We start from the raw sequence: 15,328 nt of genomic DNA on the forward strand, positions 1-15,328 counted from the left end.
TTCCGGTCGGCAGAAAGAGCGACTATGAGTGTATCTGATGCATATCCCACGATTGTGGCCTTGTCCTCGGCCGGAGGTCGGGCCGGCGTCGCAGTCGTCCGTATTTCCGGTCAACGGGTTCGATTCGTTCTCGAAACAATTGCGGGTACCATTCCACAGCCCCGACTGGCCGCGCTCCGTCGTTTGCGCGATGCAGCTGGCGACGCGATCGACAGCGCGCTTGTGCTCTATTTCCCGGGACCCGCCAGCTTTACGGGCGAGGATGTCGCGGAGTTTCACATTCACGGCTCGCGGGCCGTGCTGGCCCGATTGCTGTCCACGCTGACGCAACTATCCGGCGTCCGATTGGCCGAAGCGGGCGAATTCACCAGACGCGCCTTCGAGGCTGGCAAGCTGGACCTTGCGGCGGTCGAGGGACTTGCGGACCTGATCGATTCGGAAACGGAATGGCAGCGGCGACAGGCGCTCCGCCAAATGGAAGGCGCGCTCGGCGACGTCGCCTCGCAATGGCGGCTGCGCCTGGTCGAGGCCATGGCGCTGCTGGCGGCCGAGATTGACTTCTCGGATGAAGGGGATGTTTTCGGCCCGCTCGCCGACGACGCCCTGGCGATTGTCGCTATCGTCGCGGCCGAACTGCGAGCGGCGCTCGGTAGCTTCGGCATGGGGGAGCGGGTCCGCGAAGGCTTTGTGGTCGTTCTCGCAGGGGCTCCGAATGCCGGCAAGTCGAGCCTGCTGAATGCGCTGGCGCGGCGCGATGTGGCGATCGTGTCACCGATCGCCGGGACAACGCGCGATGCGATCGAGGTCAGGTTGGACCTAGCCGGCTTGCCGGTGATCCTTGTCGACACAGCAGGTCTGCGCGACAGCGACGACCCGATTGAGTCCGAAGGCGTAAGGAGGGCGCGGGCGCTGGTCGAGCGCGCCGATCTGGTCCTGAGCCTGCGCGCAACCGATTCGGACCCGGATCGAATGCGAAGCGATGTCAGGACCCTCCCGATCGCCACCAAGGCCGACCTCAATGGGTTGATCCTGCCCGGCGAATTGCCGATTTCCGTCAAGACAGGCGCTGGAATCGAGGATCTTCTATCGGTTGTCGTCGACCGTCTTGGCGCAATCGCCAATCCGGAGCCGGCGCTGCTCACACGTGAACGCCACCGCGTAGCCGTCACCGACGCAATTCTGTCCCTGGAGCGGGCTATGGCAGCCGGCCACGGCCAGGCGGAGCTGTTGGCGGAAGATGTTCGCCTTGCGGTCGTTGCGCTTGAGCGACTGGTCGGTCGCATCGACGTAGAGGATGTTCTTGACCAGCTCTTTTCGGGATTCTGCATCGGCAAGTAGGATCCCTCCGTTTCACGTGAAACGCTCGTGGAATCCGATAATCATTGACCTGAGAATCGGGGTTCGGTAGCGAAAGGCATGTCTTACACTTCTGTCGAAAGCCGATATGACGTGATCGTCGTCGGCGGCGGCCATGCCGGCGTCGAGGCGGCTGCGGCGGCCGCGCGTCTGGGCGCGCGCACCGCGCTGGTGACGCATCAGATCGACACCATCGGCGTAATGTCCTGCAATCCCGCTATTGGCGGGCTGGGCAAGGGCCATCTCGTTCGCGAGATCGATGCGCTCGACGGTTTGATGGCGAGGGCTGCTGACCGCGCCGGCATCCAGTTCCGCATGCTCAACCGGCGCAAGGGCCCAGCCGTACGCGGGCCCAGAGCCCAGGCCGACCGCAAGCTCTATCGCCAGGCCATCCAGGATCTTCTTGCCGAGCAGGCAGATCTCGACCTGATCGAGGGTGAGGTGTTCGACCTCGATATCGAGCGCGGACAGGTCACGGGCGTCATTTTTGCCGACGGCCGTCGATTCGGTACCGGAACGGTTGTGCTGACCACAGGTACGTTCCTGCGGGGCTTGATCCATATCGGTGAATCGAAGATTCCGGCCGGGCGTGTCGGCGAAGCGCCTTCACTGGGACTGTCTGCGACGCTGGAGCGCTACGGTTTTCCGCTCGGAAGGCTCAAGACGGGCACGCCACCAAGGCTCGACGGCCGCACGATCGATTGGGCCTCACTGGAGATGCAGGCTGGCGATGATCCGCCGGAACCGTTCTCTGCGCTGACGCAGGCGATCACGACGCCACAGATCTCCTGCGGCATCACGCGTACGACCTTGGCGACGCATGACCTGATCCGCGCCAATCTGCATCTTGCGCCGATGTTTTCAGGCCAGATCGAAGGGCGCGGCCCGCGCTATTGCCCTTCGATCGAGGACAAGGTCGGCCGCTTCGGCGATCGTGACGGGCACCAGATCTTTCTGGAGCCGGAAGGCCTGGACGATCCCACGGTCTATCCCAACGGCATTTCGACCTCGCTGCCGGAGGATGTGCAGCTTGGCGTGCTCAAGACGATCCCGGGTCTCGAGCGGGCCGTCATGCTCCGTCCCGGCTACGCGATCGAGTATGATTTCGTCGATCCGCGTGCCCTGAACAATACGCTGGAGACGCGGGCGGTAAGTGGTCTCTTCCTGGCTGGCCAGATCAATGGCACGACAGGCTATGAGGAGGCCGGGGCGCAAGGCCTGTTTGCCGGCCTCAACGCGGCAAGGCGGGCCGGTGGGGCCGATCCTGTCGTTCTGGAACGCACCACCTCTTATATCGGGGTGCTCGTCGACGACCTCGTCACCCGCGGCGTTACGGAACCGTATCGAATGTTCACCTCGCGGGCGGAATTTCGCCTGTCATTACGGGTGGATAATGCGGACGAGCGCCTGACGCCGCTGGGCTTGACGCTTGGCCTGGTCGGCTCGGCCCGAAAGGCCCAGTTCGACGAGCGCAGCATAGCGATCGAGGGACTGCGCAGCCGTCTCAAGAGCCTGTGGCTCACACCTCAGCAGGCCGATGCCGTGGGGCTTCAGCTCAACCGGGATGGTTTGAAGCGCAGCGCCTATCAGCTGCTGTCCTATCCCGATATCGGGATCGAGCGCCTTGCCGGCATATGGCCGGAACTTCAGGCCTTTTCGAAGTCGGTATCGGCGCGAGTGACCGCGGATGCCGTCTATGCGGTCTATCTTGATCGGCAGTCGGCGGAGATTCAGGCCTATCAGCGCGATCAGGCCTTGAAGGTCCCGGCGGACCTCGATCTGAACGGAATTTCGGGCCTGTCCAACGAATTGAAGGCCAAGCTGGCGAGCGAGCGGCCCGCCGATCTGGCTCAGGCTGGGCGGATCGAGGGCATGACGCCGGCCGCGCTGACCCTGCTAGCCGCGCATGCGCGGCGCGGTCGTCGATCGCAACCTGTTGAATCGGTCGCGTGATCCGTGACTGTTGAAAACGCCGGCCGTCAGCGCGCTTTGCGCTTGACTCCTGTTTCACGTGAAACAGAGGAACGCCTGGAACTGCTCGTATCGGAATTGGTGCGCTGGCAGGCTGCAAAAAACCTGGTTTCCTCGTCGACATTGCGCGACGTTTGGACCCGCCATATTGCCGACTCGCTTCAGCTCCATAGCTTAGCGCCAGAGGCCGCGAACTGGCTCGATCTTGGCTCTGGCGGGGGGTTTCCCGGGTTGGTGATCGGGATTTGCCTTGCGGAAAAAGCTAATGGGCATATCGATCTCGTCGAGAGCAATAGCCGCAAATGCGCTTTCCTGCGACATGCGGCGCGGATAACCGGCGCTCCGGTCACAGTTCACTGCGCTCGGATCGAGGATGTGATCGCTGACTTCGTCGGGACGGTCGATGTGGTCACGGCTCGCGCCCTTGCTCCGCTGCCTCTTCTGCTGGGCTGGTGCGAACAGTTGTTGAGAACTGGCACGATGGGGCTTTTTCCCAAGGGACAACATCTAGACGCTGAATTGACCGAAGCGTCTAAATATTGGATGATTCAGGCATCGACGGTTTCCTCCGTGACAGATGATGCCGCCCGGATCCTGCTGGTTCGCGCGGCCGAGAAACGGGCCGATTCATGACTGATCTGACACCTGTTGCGTTGCCGCGCCGCCCGCGTGTGCTGGCGCTAGCGAATCAGAAGGGCGGCGTCGGCAAGACGACGACCGCTATCAATCTTGGCACGGCTCTGGCAGCGACCGGCGAGAAGGTGCTGATCGTCGACCTGGACCCGCAAGGCAATGCCTCGACTGGCCTTGGCATCGATCGCAAGAGCCGCAAGTCCTCGACCTATGATGTGCTTTGCGGGGATGTCGGTCTCGGGCAGGCGATGCAGGAAACGGCTGTGCCGGGCCTGTTTCTGGCGCCATCGACGCTCGACCTGCTCGGCGTCGAGCTTGAGATTGCATCCTCCAAGGATCGTGCGCATCGCCTGAAGCATGCGATCGACGAGCTGATGTATGACCAGCGCTGCTCAGATCTGACTTATGTGCTGATCGATTGCCCGCCCTCACTCAGCCTGATCACCATTAATGCGATGACGGCCTCGGATGCCGTTCTGGTGCCATTGCAGTGCGAGTTCTTCGCATTGGAGGGTCTGAGCCAGCTGCTCAAGACCGTCGAACAGGTGCGCGCCGGTCTCAACCCTCGCCTCGCCATCCAGGGCGTCGTGCTGACGATGTACGATGCGCGCAACAATCTATCCGGCCAGGTTATGGCCGATGTTCGCGAGTTCCTCGGCGACAAGGTCTATGAGACCGTCATTCCGCGGAATGTCAGGATTTCCGAAGCGCCGTCCTATGGCAAGCCGGCCTTGCTCTACGATCTGCGTTGCTCGGGGTCGCAGGCTTATCTGAGACTGGCATCGGAAGTGATCAAGCGCGAGCGTGCCCTGCGCGCCGCGGCTTGAGCCTAGTGTAGAGATTGACGAGGATGGCTATGGCCGAAGAACAGGGGCGTTCACGCCTTGGCCGCGGTCTGGCGGCATTGATCGGTGATGTCGGCGACGAGATCGGCGCGCTCGACAGGGCTCGCGGCCAGCGCCGCGTTCCCGTCGAATTCCTGCGTCCCAGCGCGCGAAATCCGCGTCGAACCTTCGGCGAGGACGATCTCGAAGAGCTGACGGCGTCAGTCCGAGAGCGAGGTATCCTGCAGCCGATCATCGTGCGGCCCATCTCGGGCATGCTCGACGCTTACGAGATCATCGCCGGCGAGCGTCGCTGGCGCGCCGCGCAGCGCGCTGGCCTGCATGACGTTCCGATCATCCTGGTCGAGGCCGATGATCGCGAGGCCCTCGAGATCGCGATCGTCGAGAACGTTCAGCGGACTGATCTCAATGCGATTGAGGAGGCGGCGGGCTACGAGCGCTTGATCGCCGAGTTCAGCTACACCCAGAACGATCTGGCTCGTGTTATCGGCAAAAGCCGCAGTCATGTCGCCAATACCCTGCGGTTGTCGAAGCTTCCAGAATCGGTTCGCCAGATGGTGAGCGAGGGAGCGGTCTCAGCCGGTCATGCCCGCGCGCTGCTATCTGTTTCGGACCCGGAACTGATGGCTCGCAAGATCATCGATGAAGGCTTGAGCGTTCGCGATATCGAGCGGATCGTGCAGGATGAATCGCGCGGTGAGAGCAAAAGCGTTCCCGGCAAGCCGAAGGTCGATAAGGATCCCGATACCAGGGCTGTCGAGAAAGCGCTGGAGGAGGCGCTTGGCCTTTCCGTCTCGATCGTGCATCGGGCCAATGGCGGTGGCGAGATGAAGATCAGCTATAAGACGCTGGAACAGCTCGACGCCTTGTGCCGGCGCCTGAAGGCCTGATTTGCTGTAGGTCTTTGATCTTGCAGCGGCTTATTTCGAAGGCCGCATGACACTTTTCGGGTCGGTGCCTTATTCACTGCGACCGTTCGACCTAGCCAGCCTGGCCATCGTCCACAGCGCGCGCGTGGCGGTGGCCTTTCCCGTTTCGGCGTCCCGTCGTGTCGCAAGCGTCGCTGCGCCAAGCAGGCTTACAGCTTCGGTCAGCTTCGCGGTTGTCCAGCTGTTCAGCGCGGCTTCAGTCGTGGCGATACGGGGATAAGGCAGGCGCATCGTGGAGACCGCATCCTTCGCGCTGCGGCCGGCATCCATGCTTTGCCGGGCCTTCAGCAGCGCCAGGGCCTGACGCATGACCGCCCCGAGCATGACACCGGCATCAAGGCCCTCACTGCTCAGCTTGGCCTGGGCAAGATCGAGCGCCGGCATCTTTCCGGCGAATACGGCATCGACCAGCATGGCTTGTTCGCGTTGAGCGGTGTCACCGACCACCGCAGCAATATGATCCTCGCCGATGGCGCTATCCGATCCCGCGTAAAGCAGCAGCTTCTCGATTTCGCGCCGCGATGTCTGGCGATCCCCCCCCAGCAGGCTGGCCAGATGGTCGCGGCTGGCGCGGTCTATCGTCTTCCCCGCCGCCCGGATCATTTCGTCGATAATGCTGCTCAGATCGCGTGCGGCATCGCCATAGCAGGGCACTGCGAGCGCCGTACGGGCCTTCTCGCAGGCGGTACGCAGGGGATTGCTGCGCTGGAGGTCGCCGGCCTCGATGATGACGATGGCATCCCGGGAGGGCGTCGCCAGCAGCGGCTCGACGGCGGCCAGCAATGGCTTCGAGGTCGGCGAGACCCGAATTGCGCGGCGTCCGCCGAACAAGCCGATCGTATTGGCTTCATCGGCGAGCTTCAGCGGATCGGACGCGATATTGTCGCCGTCCATGCGGACGAGTTGGAAGGCATCATTTGCGTCGTCGACATTGGCGCGGGCCAGCGCAGCAGCGCGCTCCGAGACCAGGCCGGCGTCAGGGCCGTAGATCAGCACCAGCCGCCAGGCAGGGTCGAGCCGTGCCAGCGCTCGGTCGGCCTCATGAGCCTTGATAGAGGCCATGACCTGTCCGATCAGCCGGCGACGAGATCGGCTGCCATTTGCCCGCGAATGATTGTGGCGAGGTTCTTGGCAGCTCGCACCTGGGCGTCCCGCGCTGCGCGCACCGTGGCGAAACGCTGCGAGGAGCGCTCATAGGGCGCGCGTACGACGCTGGTGCCTGAGGAGACGACTTCATCCGTGCCTGAGCGCGTCACCGTCCATGTGGCGGTCGCGATAAGAATAGCCGAATCGGCGCGGCCGTTGGTGTAGTCGACGGTGACGACTTCCAGAGACTCCGCGATCGTCGCGTTGAACTTCAAGCGCTTGGCCCGGTCGGGCTCGCCGCCGCCATCGAGCTCGAAGACCAGCTCATTGCGGAGATAGTGCCCGACCAGGCCCTTGATCTCGGGAATTTCGACATCCCGCAGGGCGTTTTTGACGCTGCCGCCGATGGTGCTGGTGGTGTTCTCGGCATAGAGCGGCTGAAAGCAGCCGCCAGCCAGTGCGGCCGACATCAGCGCGGCTGCGAGCAGGCTAAGGCGAGCCGGCGGAGCGCCACGCTTCTCGGTCTCAGGCAACGACATTCACGATTCTCCCGGGAACCACGATGATCTTACGGATCGGGCGGTCTTCGAGAGCCCGGATAACGGACTCGTTGGCACGCACGATCGCTTCGACCGCCACCGTATCCGCATCGGCGGGCACGGTCACCTCCGCACGCTTCTTGCCGTTGATCTGCACGGGGAGGACAAGGCTGTCGTCCTTGAGCAGCGCTACGTCCGCGACGGGCCAGGATGCCTCGCCGGCGAGGCCCGGCAGGGCAAGCGCCTGCCAGCATTCCTCGGCCAGATGGGGCATCATCGGCGCGACAAGCTGCGTTGCGATCGTGGCGGCCTCATGGAGCGCAAAGCCCATGTCGGCATCGAGCGCGGCATGTTCGGCCGCTGCATCCAGCGCTTTGCCGATGGCGTTGGTCAAAGTGTAGATATGCGCGACGCAGCGGTTGAAGCCTAGGCGCTCGATATCGGCACCGACAGCCTCCAAGGCGCGATGGCTCGCCTTGCGCAAGGCAAGGGCTGTTTCGCCGAAGTTTTCCGGCGATGCAACCTTGTTGCCGGTACGCTCCGCGATCTCTCCGACCAGCCGCCAGAGGCGCTGCACGAAGCGGGCGGCACCCTGCACACCCTCATCGGTCCAGATCACGTCCCGGTCGGGCGGGGAGTCGGACAGCATGAACCAGCGCGCGGTGTCGGCCCCGTAGGAGGCGATGATATCGTCGGGGTCGACGACATTCTTCTTCGACTTCGACATCTTCTCGATCGAGCCGATCTCGATCGGCGCACCGGTATCGACATGGAAGCCCAGCCGTTCGGTGCCGGTGGCCTCGATCCGGACATCGCCGGGCTCGACCCAGGTGCCGTCCGCCGCCCGGTAGGTCTCGTGCACGACCATGCCCTGGGTGAACAGCCCCGCGAAAGGCTCATCCAGCCCGGCATGGCCGGTCTTCTTCATCGCGCGGGTGAAGAAGCGCGAATAGAGCAGGTGCAGAATCGCGTGCTCGACGCCGCCGATATACTGGTCGACCGGCAGGAAGCGATCGACCACCGGGCGGTTGGTCGGACTTTCGGTCCGCCATGGGTCGGTGAAGCGGGCGAAATACCAGGACGAATCGACGAAAGTGTCCATCGTGTCGGTCTCGCGCCGAGCCGGCTTGCCGCATTGCGGGCAGTGGACATGCTTCCAGCTCGGGTGATGGTCGAGCGGGTTGCCCGGCCGCTCGAAGGAGACGTCGTCGGGCAGCTTGACCGGCAGATCGGCATCCGGAACCGGCACGGTGCCGCAATCCGCGCAATGGATCACCGGGATCGGGCAACCCCAATAGCGCTGGCGCGAGATGCCCCAGTCGCGCAGGCGGAAATTGACCTTGCGCGCCCCGACAGGCCGGTTGCCGCGTGTTTCGGCTTCCAGCTTGCGGGCGACTGATTCTTTCGCCTCCGGAATGGTCAGTCCATCCAGGAAGCGCGAATTGATCATGCGACCGTCATCGACATAGGCCGTGTCGGTGATCACGAATGTCGCGGGGTCGACGCCCTCGGGGCAAACCACAGGCGTATTGCCGAGGCCGTATTTATTGACGAAGTCGAGGTCGCGCTGATCATGCGCCGGGCAGCCGAAAATCGCGCCCGTGCCGTATTCCAGCAGGACGAAATTCGCGACATAGACCGGCAAAGTCCATGACGGATCAAGCGGATGCACCGCGCGGATGCCGGTATCGAAACCGAGCTTCTCGGCCTTGTCGATATTCTCCTGGGCCGTGCCGGTGCGCTTGCACTCCTCGATGAAAGCCTGCAGCGCCGGGTTGTTTGCGGCAGCAGCCTTCGCAAGCGGGTGGTCCGGGGCGACTGCCACGAATTTGGCTCCGAACAGCGTGTCTGGGCGCGTGGTGTAGACCTCAACCTCGCTCTGGGCGAAGGCATTCGATTCGAGAGCGAAACGAACAAGCAAGCCTTCCGAGCGGCCGATCCAGTTCTTCTGCATCAGCCGGACTTTTTCGGGCCAACGGTTCAGCCCGTCGAGCGCGTCATGCAGCTCCTGGCCGTAATCGGTGATTCGGAAGAACCATTGCGTCAGCTCGCGGATCTCGACCAGCGCGCCAGAGCGCCAGCCGCGCCCATCGATGACCTGCTCGTTGGCCAGCACGGTCTCGTCGACCGGGTCCCAGTTGACCTTCGCCGTCTTGCGGTCGACCAGCCCGGCCTTGAGGAAGTCCAGGAACAGCTTCTGCTGGTGGCGGTAGTAGCTCGGGTCGCAGGTGGCGAGCTCGCGGCTCCAGTCGAGCGACAGGCCCATCGATTGCAATTGGGCGCGCATCGTCGCGATATTGGCGTAGGTCCACTCGCGTGGATGAACCTTGTTGGCCTTGGCGGCATTCTCGGCCGGCAGGCCGAAGGCGTCCCAACCCATCGGGTGGAGCACCGAGAAGCCCTTGGCGCGCTTGTAGCGTGCGACGACATCGCCCATCGCATAGTTGCGGACGTGGCCCATATGGATGCGGCCCGACGGGTAGGGAAACATCTCGAGCACGTAGTAGGTTGGGCGCGTGTCGTCGTTGCGGGTTTCGAAGAGCTTGCGCTCCTCCCAAACACCGCGCCATTTCGGCTCTGATTCCTTGGGATTGTAGCGTTCAACGGCCATGGCAACGGGCAATTCTTGCGTGATCGGATGAGGGCGGACTAGGACACCATTGCAAGCGCGTGGTCAACGCCGCGCGGGGCATGAAGGGGCTTCCGATGAGTGATACGGTTACGCGTTTGGCTGCCACGCAGGCCGAGATCGCGCGCATGACACGCGATTTCGAGCGCGAGCCTGATTCGGTGACCCTGATCGCCGTGTCGAAGACGATGCCGGCCGAGGTTATTCTGCCGGCGCTCGAGGCCGGGCAGCGCGCTTTCGGCGAAAACTATGTTCAGGAGGCCAAGGCCAAGTGGCCGGGCCTGCGCGAGCGCTTTCCCGATGCGCAGGTCCACATGATCGGGCCGCTGCAATCCAACAAGGCACGAGAGGCTGTCGAGCTGTTCGACGCGATCCACTCGCTCGATCGCGAGAGCCTGGCAAAGGAACTGGCGCGCGAGATCGCCCGGACCGGCCGGGCGCCAACCCTGTTCGTCCAGGTCAATACCGGCGACGAGCCGCAGAAGGGTGGCGTCAGCCCCGCCGAGATCGACGCCTTTCTCGAACTCTGCCGGGTGCGTCACGGTCTCGTGATCGACGGGTTGATGTGCATTCCCCCCGCCGATCAGCCGCCCTCGCCGCATTTCGCGCTGCTGGCCAAGATCGCGGCGCGCCACGGCCTGCGTGGCCTGTCGATGGGCATGAGCGCCGATTTCGAGGCTGCAATCCAGCTGGGTGCGACGCATGTGCGCGTCGGCAGCGCGATTTTTGGCGCGCGGAGCTGATTCTTTGCGAGGAACTAGGCGTCATCCCGGATAGGTGGCGAAGCCGCGCCGATCCGGGACGACGCGTTCGAGGATTATCGCTTCAGCGGCTCGCCGACATCGATGCGGTTGCCGTCGGGGTCCTCGAAGACGAAGGCGCGCAAGCCATAGTCCTTGTCGCGCAGGCCTTTGACGATGCGCAGGCCGCGCTCGCGGATGATTGCATGAAGCGCATCGATGTCCTCGACCATCATATGTGCGATGTTGAAGGGCGCGGCTTTGTGAGTGGGCTGCAGCGTGAGATGCAGTTCCGCGCCGTCCCGCTTCAGGATCATGAAGCCGACCGGGTCGCCATTCTCGAAGGTTTTGGTGAAGCCGAGCGCGCCGGCATAAAAATCATGCGCCCTGTCCATATCCCGGACGGGAAGCATTGCGGCGATTCGCCCGAAGCGAATGCCGGTCGCGGCCAAATCTGTCATCGTGAAGTCTCGATTGGGAGCGGCGCAATGTCGCAAGGGCGGTGCCTCGCATTCGATCGGCCGGTCCGGAGCTGACGGTTGAGACGGTGCCCTCGGCGCTTTTAGCCGCGTTCGCGCTATCTGACCAGAAGCGCGCAGTGCCGGGCCAGCCGGGGCAGCACCTTGGCGAAGACATGGCCCTCGACCGCGACGCAGCCGGCGGTCGGTGTGAAGCCTGGGCGCGCAAGGTGCCAAAAGATCGCGCTGCCCTGCCCGCGAATCACGGGCCGGTCGTTCCAGCCGAGCTCGACGATGACGTCATAGAGATGGTCGTCCCGCATCAGGCGCTCCTCGGCCTCGCCCGGCGGACGGTCGATCAGCCGGTTGTAGCGCCGGTCGGAGGCGTCGTCGCACCAGGCATCACGTGCGGTGATCCTGCGCAGGGGCAGCAGCGTGCGCGGACGGGCCAGCCTGTCCTCGCGGAAGAAGACGCTGCGTAGCGGCAGAGCGGTGCGCGGCGTGCGGCCGTCGCCCTCGCGCTTTGTCGTGCCGATGCCGGAGCGGCCGAGCGCGCAGGGGAAGATCGCTCCGCCTGCGACGAGAAAGCCCTTGCGGCGGTCGTGCACGGAGGCGAAGACGCGCAATCTGGTCAGGCGACGAGGCCCACGGTTGTTTGGGCTTTCGCCCGATGTTTCACGGTTTCTCACGGGGAATCCATCAGGCGTGACTTGCGGTCACGATTCAGCGGGCTCATGGTGCCCATATTGCACTCGTTCGAACGATCTTTCATGTCCGCGGTTCATCATATTCTTCTGGTCGATGACGACCAGACCTTGCGTGATGCGCTCGCCGAGCAGCTTGCGCTCTATGACGAGTTCAAGCTCTCGACGGCGGGAACGGCGACGGCTGCCGTGAAAGCCGTCCAGGCTGACCGGATCGACCTTGCCATCATGGATGTCGGCCTGCCCGACATGGACGGGCGCGAGGCCGTCAAGATGATGCGGAAAAACGGCTTCAAGAGCCCGGTCATCATGCTGACCGGGCAGGGCTCGGATGCCGATACCGTGCTCGGGCTCGAAGCGGGCGCCAACGACTATGTCGTGAAGCCGTTCAAGTTCGCCGTGCTGCTGGCCCGCATCCGGGCGCATCTGCGCCAGTATGAGGCCAGCGAAGATGCGGTTTTCCAGGTCGGACCCTACACGTTCCATCCCGGCTCGAAGCTGCTGGTGAGCGAAAAGGGCTCCAAGACCAAGCTGACGGAAAAGGAGACGGCGATCCTGCGGTTTCTCTATCGGGCGGGCCGCAAGCCGATTGCGCGGGAAATCCTGCTTCAGGAGGTCTGGGGCTATAACAGCCAGGTCACCACGCACACGCTCGAGACCCACATCTACCGGCTGCGCCAGAAGATCGAGCCCGATCCCGGCAATGCGCGGCTCCTCGTGACGGATGCGGGCGGCTACCGCCTGAACCCATAATATAGATGGCACTGGACGACGATATTGCCCGCCTGGCCCAACAGCCCTTGCTGGGCTTGATGGAGCGCGATGCGTTGAGGCTCGTCGCCTTCGCGGCGGAGAACCGCTCCCTGCGGGCTGGCGACGTGCTGTTTCGCATCGGCGAGCCGTCGGACGGCGCCGTTCTGATCGTTTCAGGCGCGGTCGCGCTGGCGAGCCAGGACGATGGCCAGCCGGCTGCCGAGATTCTCGGCCCGGGCGCGTTGATCGGTGAAATGGCGCTGTTCAGCTCGATTGGCCGGCCGGTCACGGCGATCGCGCGCGAGCCGACGCAGGTGATGCGGCTGTCGCGCAGCGTAATGCGCCGCGTGCTCGGCGAATTCCCGGCATCGGCGGAGGCCATCGCGGATGCGATCGGCGAGCGCCTGCGCGGTTTCGTCAGCGAGCTGACCGCCGTGCAGAACGCGCTGAACGCGATCGATCGGGACTGACGCCCTTCAGAGGTCGAGCGTCACCGTCACCGGGACATGGTCGGAAGGGCGCTCCCAGCCGCGGGCTTCGCTCAGGAAGGTCAGGTCGCGCAAGGCCGGCTTCAGCCCGTCGGAGAGCCAGATATGGTCGAGCCGACGGCCCTTGTTCGAGATCGCCCAATCGGCGGCGCGATAGCTCCACCAGCTATAGAGCTTTTCAGGCTCGGGCCTGAGCGTGCGTGCCGCATCGGTCCAGCCGAGTTCGGAGCGCAGCTTCTCCAGCGTCGTCGTTTCGATTGGCGTGTGGCTGACCACGTTGAGGAGCTGCTTGTGGCTCCAGACGTCGTGCTCATAGGGCGCGATGTTGAGGTCGCCGAGCAGGATGCTGGGGCGGTCGGTCGGGCGCTTGGCGATGCCCCAGGCGCCGATCTCGTCGAGAAAGGCCAGCTTGTGGGCAAATTTCACATTCTTTTCCGGATCCGGAAGGTCGCCACCGGCGGGAATGTAGAAATTATGGATTGCGATGCCGGCTGCTGCGCCGGCCCCCTTGTCCAGCACTACGGTCATGTGGCGGGCGTCGTTCTTGCCGCACATCGCCATGGCGTCCTTCTCGCTGAAGGGCAGCTTCGAGAGGATGGCGACGCCATTGTAGCCCTTCTGGCCGATGAAAGCCTGATGGACATATCCGAGCTTGTCGAAGGCCTTGGCCGGGAACTGCTCGTCGGGGGTCTTGGTCTCCTGCAGACACAGGACGTCAGGCGCGTGCGCTGTCAGGAAGTCGCCGACCATGCCGATGCGAAGCCTGACCGAATTGATGTTCCAGCTGGTGACGGTGAGTTTCACGCGAGATTTCCGGTCGAGAAGGGTGCCGGAAACTGGTTCGGGGCGCGCGCAAAAGCAAGCTTCTCATTCCAGTCCCGTTCCCTCGCGCTCGGCCTTGCCCGAACCCAGATTCAAAATGCGCGCCATACGGGCGCGCATGACGTGGCGGATGTCAGAGCACGCGCTCGTAGTTGATCACGAAATTCTTCGGGTCGGGCCGGCGCTGGGTATCGAGGTTGTAAAGCGAGACCGAGGTTTCGTAGCCCTGCGGATCGATGACCACCCATTGGCGGAGCTCATTGGCGGCGAGATCATAGTTCAACGTGATCTTGGAGGTGCCGCCGAGCGTCGAACGGTCCTCGATCTTGACCGAGAGGATGTCGCCCTTGGTGCTGACGCCCGTCACCTGGGAGTCACGCGCCAGATCCATGCGCTCCTTGACGAGGAATTTCAGCGGCGTCTGGCCGATGGAATACAGATCCTGCGTCGCCAGCTTCTTGTCGCGAATCGCGACCGAGGTGCCGTCGGCGATCACTTCCATGGTGACCGGCGGGCGATATTCGAAGCGCATCTTGCCGGGGCGCTGGATGTAGATCTTGCCCTCGAAACGACGACCATCGGCGGCAAACTGGATGAAATCACCCTGCAGCGTCGAGAAGCCGTTGAAATACGCGTTGAGCCGATCGACGGCGTCCTCGCGCGTCAGCGGCGCCGCCGATCGTGGCGCTGCTTTTGCGGGCGCCGCTGCCAGACGCGTCGGCTCGGCCGCAGCTGTGACAACCGGAGATGCGGCTGCGGATGCAGCGGGCGTTGCCGAGGCTATGCGCGGGAGGCCGAGACCGGCAGGCCGGATCGGCGGCATCGGCGTGCCACGCGATGCCGGGGGTTTGGCGGTTGCCGCTGCCGGCTTGCTTGGCTGCAATTGCAGCGGCTGGGCTGCGAGCGAGCCCGCAAAGCCTGCGAAACCCATTGCGACCAAGGCGCAAAGCGCGGTTCGCATCGGGAAATGGCGCGTCATGAGCATTATGCTCCACTGCTCTGGGCCGGTACGGCCGTAAATCATCGCGCCTTTGCTGGCGCGCGGCAACGTTTCTGGCGAGGCCAAGCCGGCCCCGCTGCCAGTCAACGCATCTGATGCCGCGCAGGTTGCACGCGCGTCATGGCAATTTGAGGACCGTAACCCGCCCGGACCTTGTCGTCGTCAATCCTCATCCTCGCGGGCGCGGCCGGTCTCGACGAGGATCTCGCGCTTGCCGGCGTGGTTGGCGGGGCCGACGATGCCCTCGTTCTCCATTCGCTCCATGATCGAGGCGGCGCGGTTGTAGCCGATCTGCAGGCGGCGCTGGATGTAGGAGGTCGAGGCCTTCTTGTCGCGCAGGACCACCGCGACCGCCTGGTCGTAAGGGTCCTCGCT

The 15,328-nt window shown here is 63.8% G+C and carries 16 protein-coding genes; 8 read left to right on the forward strand and 8 right to left on the reverse strand.

The window, feature by feature from the left end; translation table 11 throughout:
- Positions 1-24: 24 nt before the first annotated feature.
- The 5 genes from mnmE to C4S73_RS14785 all read left to right on the forward strand — a co-directional run bounded on the left by mnmE (position 25) and on the right by C4S73_RS14785 (position 5,695).
- Positions 25-1,338, forward strand: a complete 1,314-nt coding sequence (mnmE, locus tag C4S73_RS14765; protein WP_103873245.1) for a tRNA uridine-5-carboxymethylaminomethyl(34) synthesis GTPase MnmE — start codon at positions 25-27, stop codon at positions 1,336-1,338.
- A gap of 78 nt (positions 1,339-1,416) precedes the next feature.
- Positions 1,417-3,309, forward strand: a complete 1,893-nt coding sequence (mnmG, locus tag C4S73_RS14770; RefSeq protein WP_103873246.1) for a tRNA uridine-5-carboxymethylaminomethyl(34) synthesis enzyme MnmG — start codon at positions 1,417-1,419, stop codon at positions 3,307-3,309.
- Positions 3,310-3,312: 3 nt separating this feature from the next.
- Complete coding sequence (rsmG, locus tag C4S73_RS14775) at positions 3,313-3,960, forward strand: 16S rRNA (guanine(527)-N(7))-methyltransferase RsmG (protein ID WP_103873247.1); 648 nt, start codon at positions 3,313-3,315, stop codon at positions 3,958-3,960.
- Positions 3,957-4,787 (forward strand): ParA family protein, encoded by an 831-nt coding sequence (locus C4S73_RS14780; protein WP_103873248.1) that lies wholly within the window; start codon positions 3,957-3,959, stop codon positions 4,785-4,787. The genes rsmG and C4S73_RS14780 overlap by 4 nt, the downstream gene beginning before the upstream one ends.
- Positions 4,788-4,816: 29 nt before the next feature.
- Positions 4,817-5,695: a ParB/RepB/Spo0J family partition protein gene (locus C4S73_RS14785; RefSeq protein WP_103873249.1), complete on the forward strand. Its 879-nt coding sequence runs from the start codon at positions 4,817-4,819 to the stop codon at positions 5,693-5,695.
- A gap of 69 nt (positions 5,696-5,764) precedes the next feature.
- Here the strand turns inward: C4S73_RS14785 and holA are convergent, their stop codons facing one another.
- Genes holA through leuS form a run of 3 tightly spaced genes read right to left on the reverse strand, consistent with a single transcriptional unit; the run spans position 5,765 to position 9,970 of the window.
- On the reverse strand, positions 5,765-6,796 hold the full coding sequence (holA, locus tag C4S73_RS14790; RefSeq protein ID WP_103873250.1) for a DNA polymerase III subunit delta: 1,032 nt from the start codon (positions 6,794-6,796) through the stop codon (positions 5,765-5,767).
- An 11-nt stretch (positions 6,797-6,807) separates the two neighbouring features.
- Complete coding sequence (lptE, locus tag C4S73_RS14795) at positions 6,808-7,359, reverse strand: LPS assembly lipoprotein LptE (RefSeq protein WP_103873251.1); 552 nt, start codon at positions 7,357-7,359, stop codon at positions 6,808-6,810.
- Positions 7,346-9,970, reverse strand: a complete 2,625-nt coding sequence (gene leuS, locus C4S73_RS14800; protein WP_103873252.1) for a leucine--tRNA ligase — start codon at positions 9,968-9,970, stop codon at positions 7,346-7,348. The genes lptE and leuS overlap by 14 nt, the downstream gene beginning before the upstream one ends.
- Before the next feature lie 95 nt (positions 9,971-10,065).
- On the opposite strand from leuS, the gene C4S73_RS14805 reads away from it, so the two are divergent.
- Positions 10,066-10,731 carry a YggS family pyridoxal phosphate-dependent enzyme gene (locus C4S73_RS14805; protein WP_103873309.1) on the forward strand — a complete coding sequence of 222 codons (666 nt, stop codon included), beginning with the start codon at positions 10,066-10,068 and terminating at the stop codon, positions 10,729-10,731.
- 74 nt (positions 10,732-10,805) lie between these two features.
- Here C4S73_RS14805 and C4S73_RS14810 read toward each other — a convergent pair whose 3' ends face one another.
- Complete coding sequence (locus C4S73_RS14810) at positions 10,806-11,189, reverse strand: glyoxalase superfamily protein (protein ID WP_103873253.1); 384 nt, start codon at positions 11,187-11,189, stop codon at positions 10,806-10,808.
- A gap of 116 nt (positions 11,190-11,305) precedes the next feature.
- On the reverse strand, positions 11,306-11,875 hold the full coding sequence (locus tag C4S73_RS14815; RefSeq protein WP_244595601.1) for a L,D-transpeptidase family protein: 570 nt from the start codon (positions 11,873-11,875) through the stop codon (positions 11,306-11,308).
- Positions 11,876-11,956: 81 nt separating this feature from the next.
- Between C4S73_RS14815 and C4S73_RS14820 the strand changes: the two genes are divergently transcribed.
- Positions 11,957-12,643: a response regulator transcription factor gene (locus C4S73_RS14820; protein ID WP_103873254.1), complete on the forward strand. Its 687-nt coding sequence runs from the start codon at positions 11,957-11,959 to the stop codon at positions 12,641-12,643.
- Positions 12,644-12,648: 5 nt separating this feature from the next.
- The gene (locus C4S73_RS14825; RefSeq protein WP_103873255.1) at positions 12,649-13,113 is read left to right on the forward strand and encodes a cyclic nucleotide-binding domain-containing protein; all 465 of its coding nucleotides are present in this window, start codon (positions 12,649-12,651) and stop codon (positions 13,111-13,113) included.
- Positions 13,114-13,119: 6 nt separating this feature from the next.
- Here the strand turns inward: C4S73_RS14825 and xth are convergent, their stop codons facing one another.
- From xth to C4S73_RS14840, 3 genes are all read right to left on the reverse strand, one after another.
- Positions 13,120-13,935, reverse strand: coding sequence for an exodeoxyribonuclease III (xth, locus tag C4S73_RS14830; protein ID WP_103873256.1), 816 nt, complete (start codon positions 13,933-13,935; stop codon positions 13,120-13,122).
- 151 nt (positions 13,936-14,086) lie between these two features.
- Positions 14,087-14,932 (reverse strand): outer membrane lipoprotein carrier protein LolA, encoded by an 846-nt coding sequence (locus tag C4S73_RS14835; protein ID WP_160115782.1) that lies wholly within the window; start codon positions 14,930-14,932, stop codon positions 14,087-14,089.
- Between the two features lie 183 nt (positions 14,933-15,115).
- The coding region (locus C4S73_RS14840) for a DNA translocase FtsK (RefSeq protein ID WP_280177601.1) at positions 15,116-15,328 on the reverse strand (213 nt) is incomplete at its 5' end.

This window comes from Allobosea lathyri (assembly GCF_900108245.1).
Lineage (GTDB): Bacteria > Pseudomonadota > Alphaproteobacteria > Rhizobiales > Beijerinckiaceae > Allobosea > Allobosea lathyri.

Bases quoted from the DNA above. Each gene is read 5' to 3' on its own strand.
- C4S73_RS14785 (WP_103873249.1), top strand. From the start codon at position 4,817: ATGGCCGAAGAACAGGGGCGTTCACGCCTTGGCCGCGGTCTGGCGGCA.
- leuS (WP_103873252.1), bottom strand. From the start codon at position 9,970: ATGGCCGTTGAACGCTACAATCCCAAGGAATCAGAGCCGAAATGGCGC.
- C4S73_RS14835 (WP_160115782.1), bottom strand. From the start codon at position 14,932: ATGACGCGCCATTTCCCGATGCGAACCGCGCTTTGCGCCTTGGTCGCA.
- C4S73_RS14810 (WP_103873253.1), bottom strand. From the start codon at position 11,189: ATGACAGATTTGGCCGCGACCGGCATTCGCTTCGGGCGAATCGCCGCA.
- mnmE (WP_103873245.1), top strand. From the start codon at position 25: ATGAGTGTATCTGATGCATATCCCACGATTGTGGCCTTGTCCTCGGCC.
- lptE (WP_103873251.1), bottom strand. From the start codon at position 7,359: ATGTCGTTGCCTGAGACCGAGAAGCGTGGCGCTCCGCCGGCTCGCCTT.
- holA (WP_103873250.1), bottom strand. From the start codon at position 6,796: ATGGCCTCTATCAAGGCTCATGAGGCCGACCGAGCGCTGGCACGGCTC.
- C4S73_RS14825 (WP_103873255.1), top strand. From the start codon at position 12,649: ATGGCACTGGACGACGATATTGCCCGCCTGGCCCAACAGCCCTTGCTG.
- mnmG (WP_103873246.1), top strand. From the start codon at position 1,417: ATGTCTTACACTTCTGTCGAAAGCCGATATGACGTGATCGTCGTCGGC.
- C4S73_RS14805 (WP_103873309.1), top strand. From the start codon at position 10,066: ATGAGTGATACGGTTACGCGTTTGGCTGCCACGCAGGCCGAGATCGCG.
- C4S73_RS14780 (WP_103873248.1), top strand. From the start codon at position 3,957: ATGACTGATCTGACACCTGTTGCGTTGCCGCGCCGCCCGCGTGTGCTG.
- C4S73_RS14820 (WP_103873254.1), top strand. From the start codon at position 11,957: ATGTCCGCGGTTCATCATATTCTTCTGGTCGATGACGACCAGACCTTG.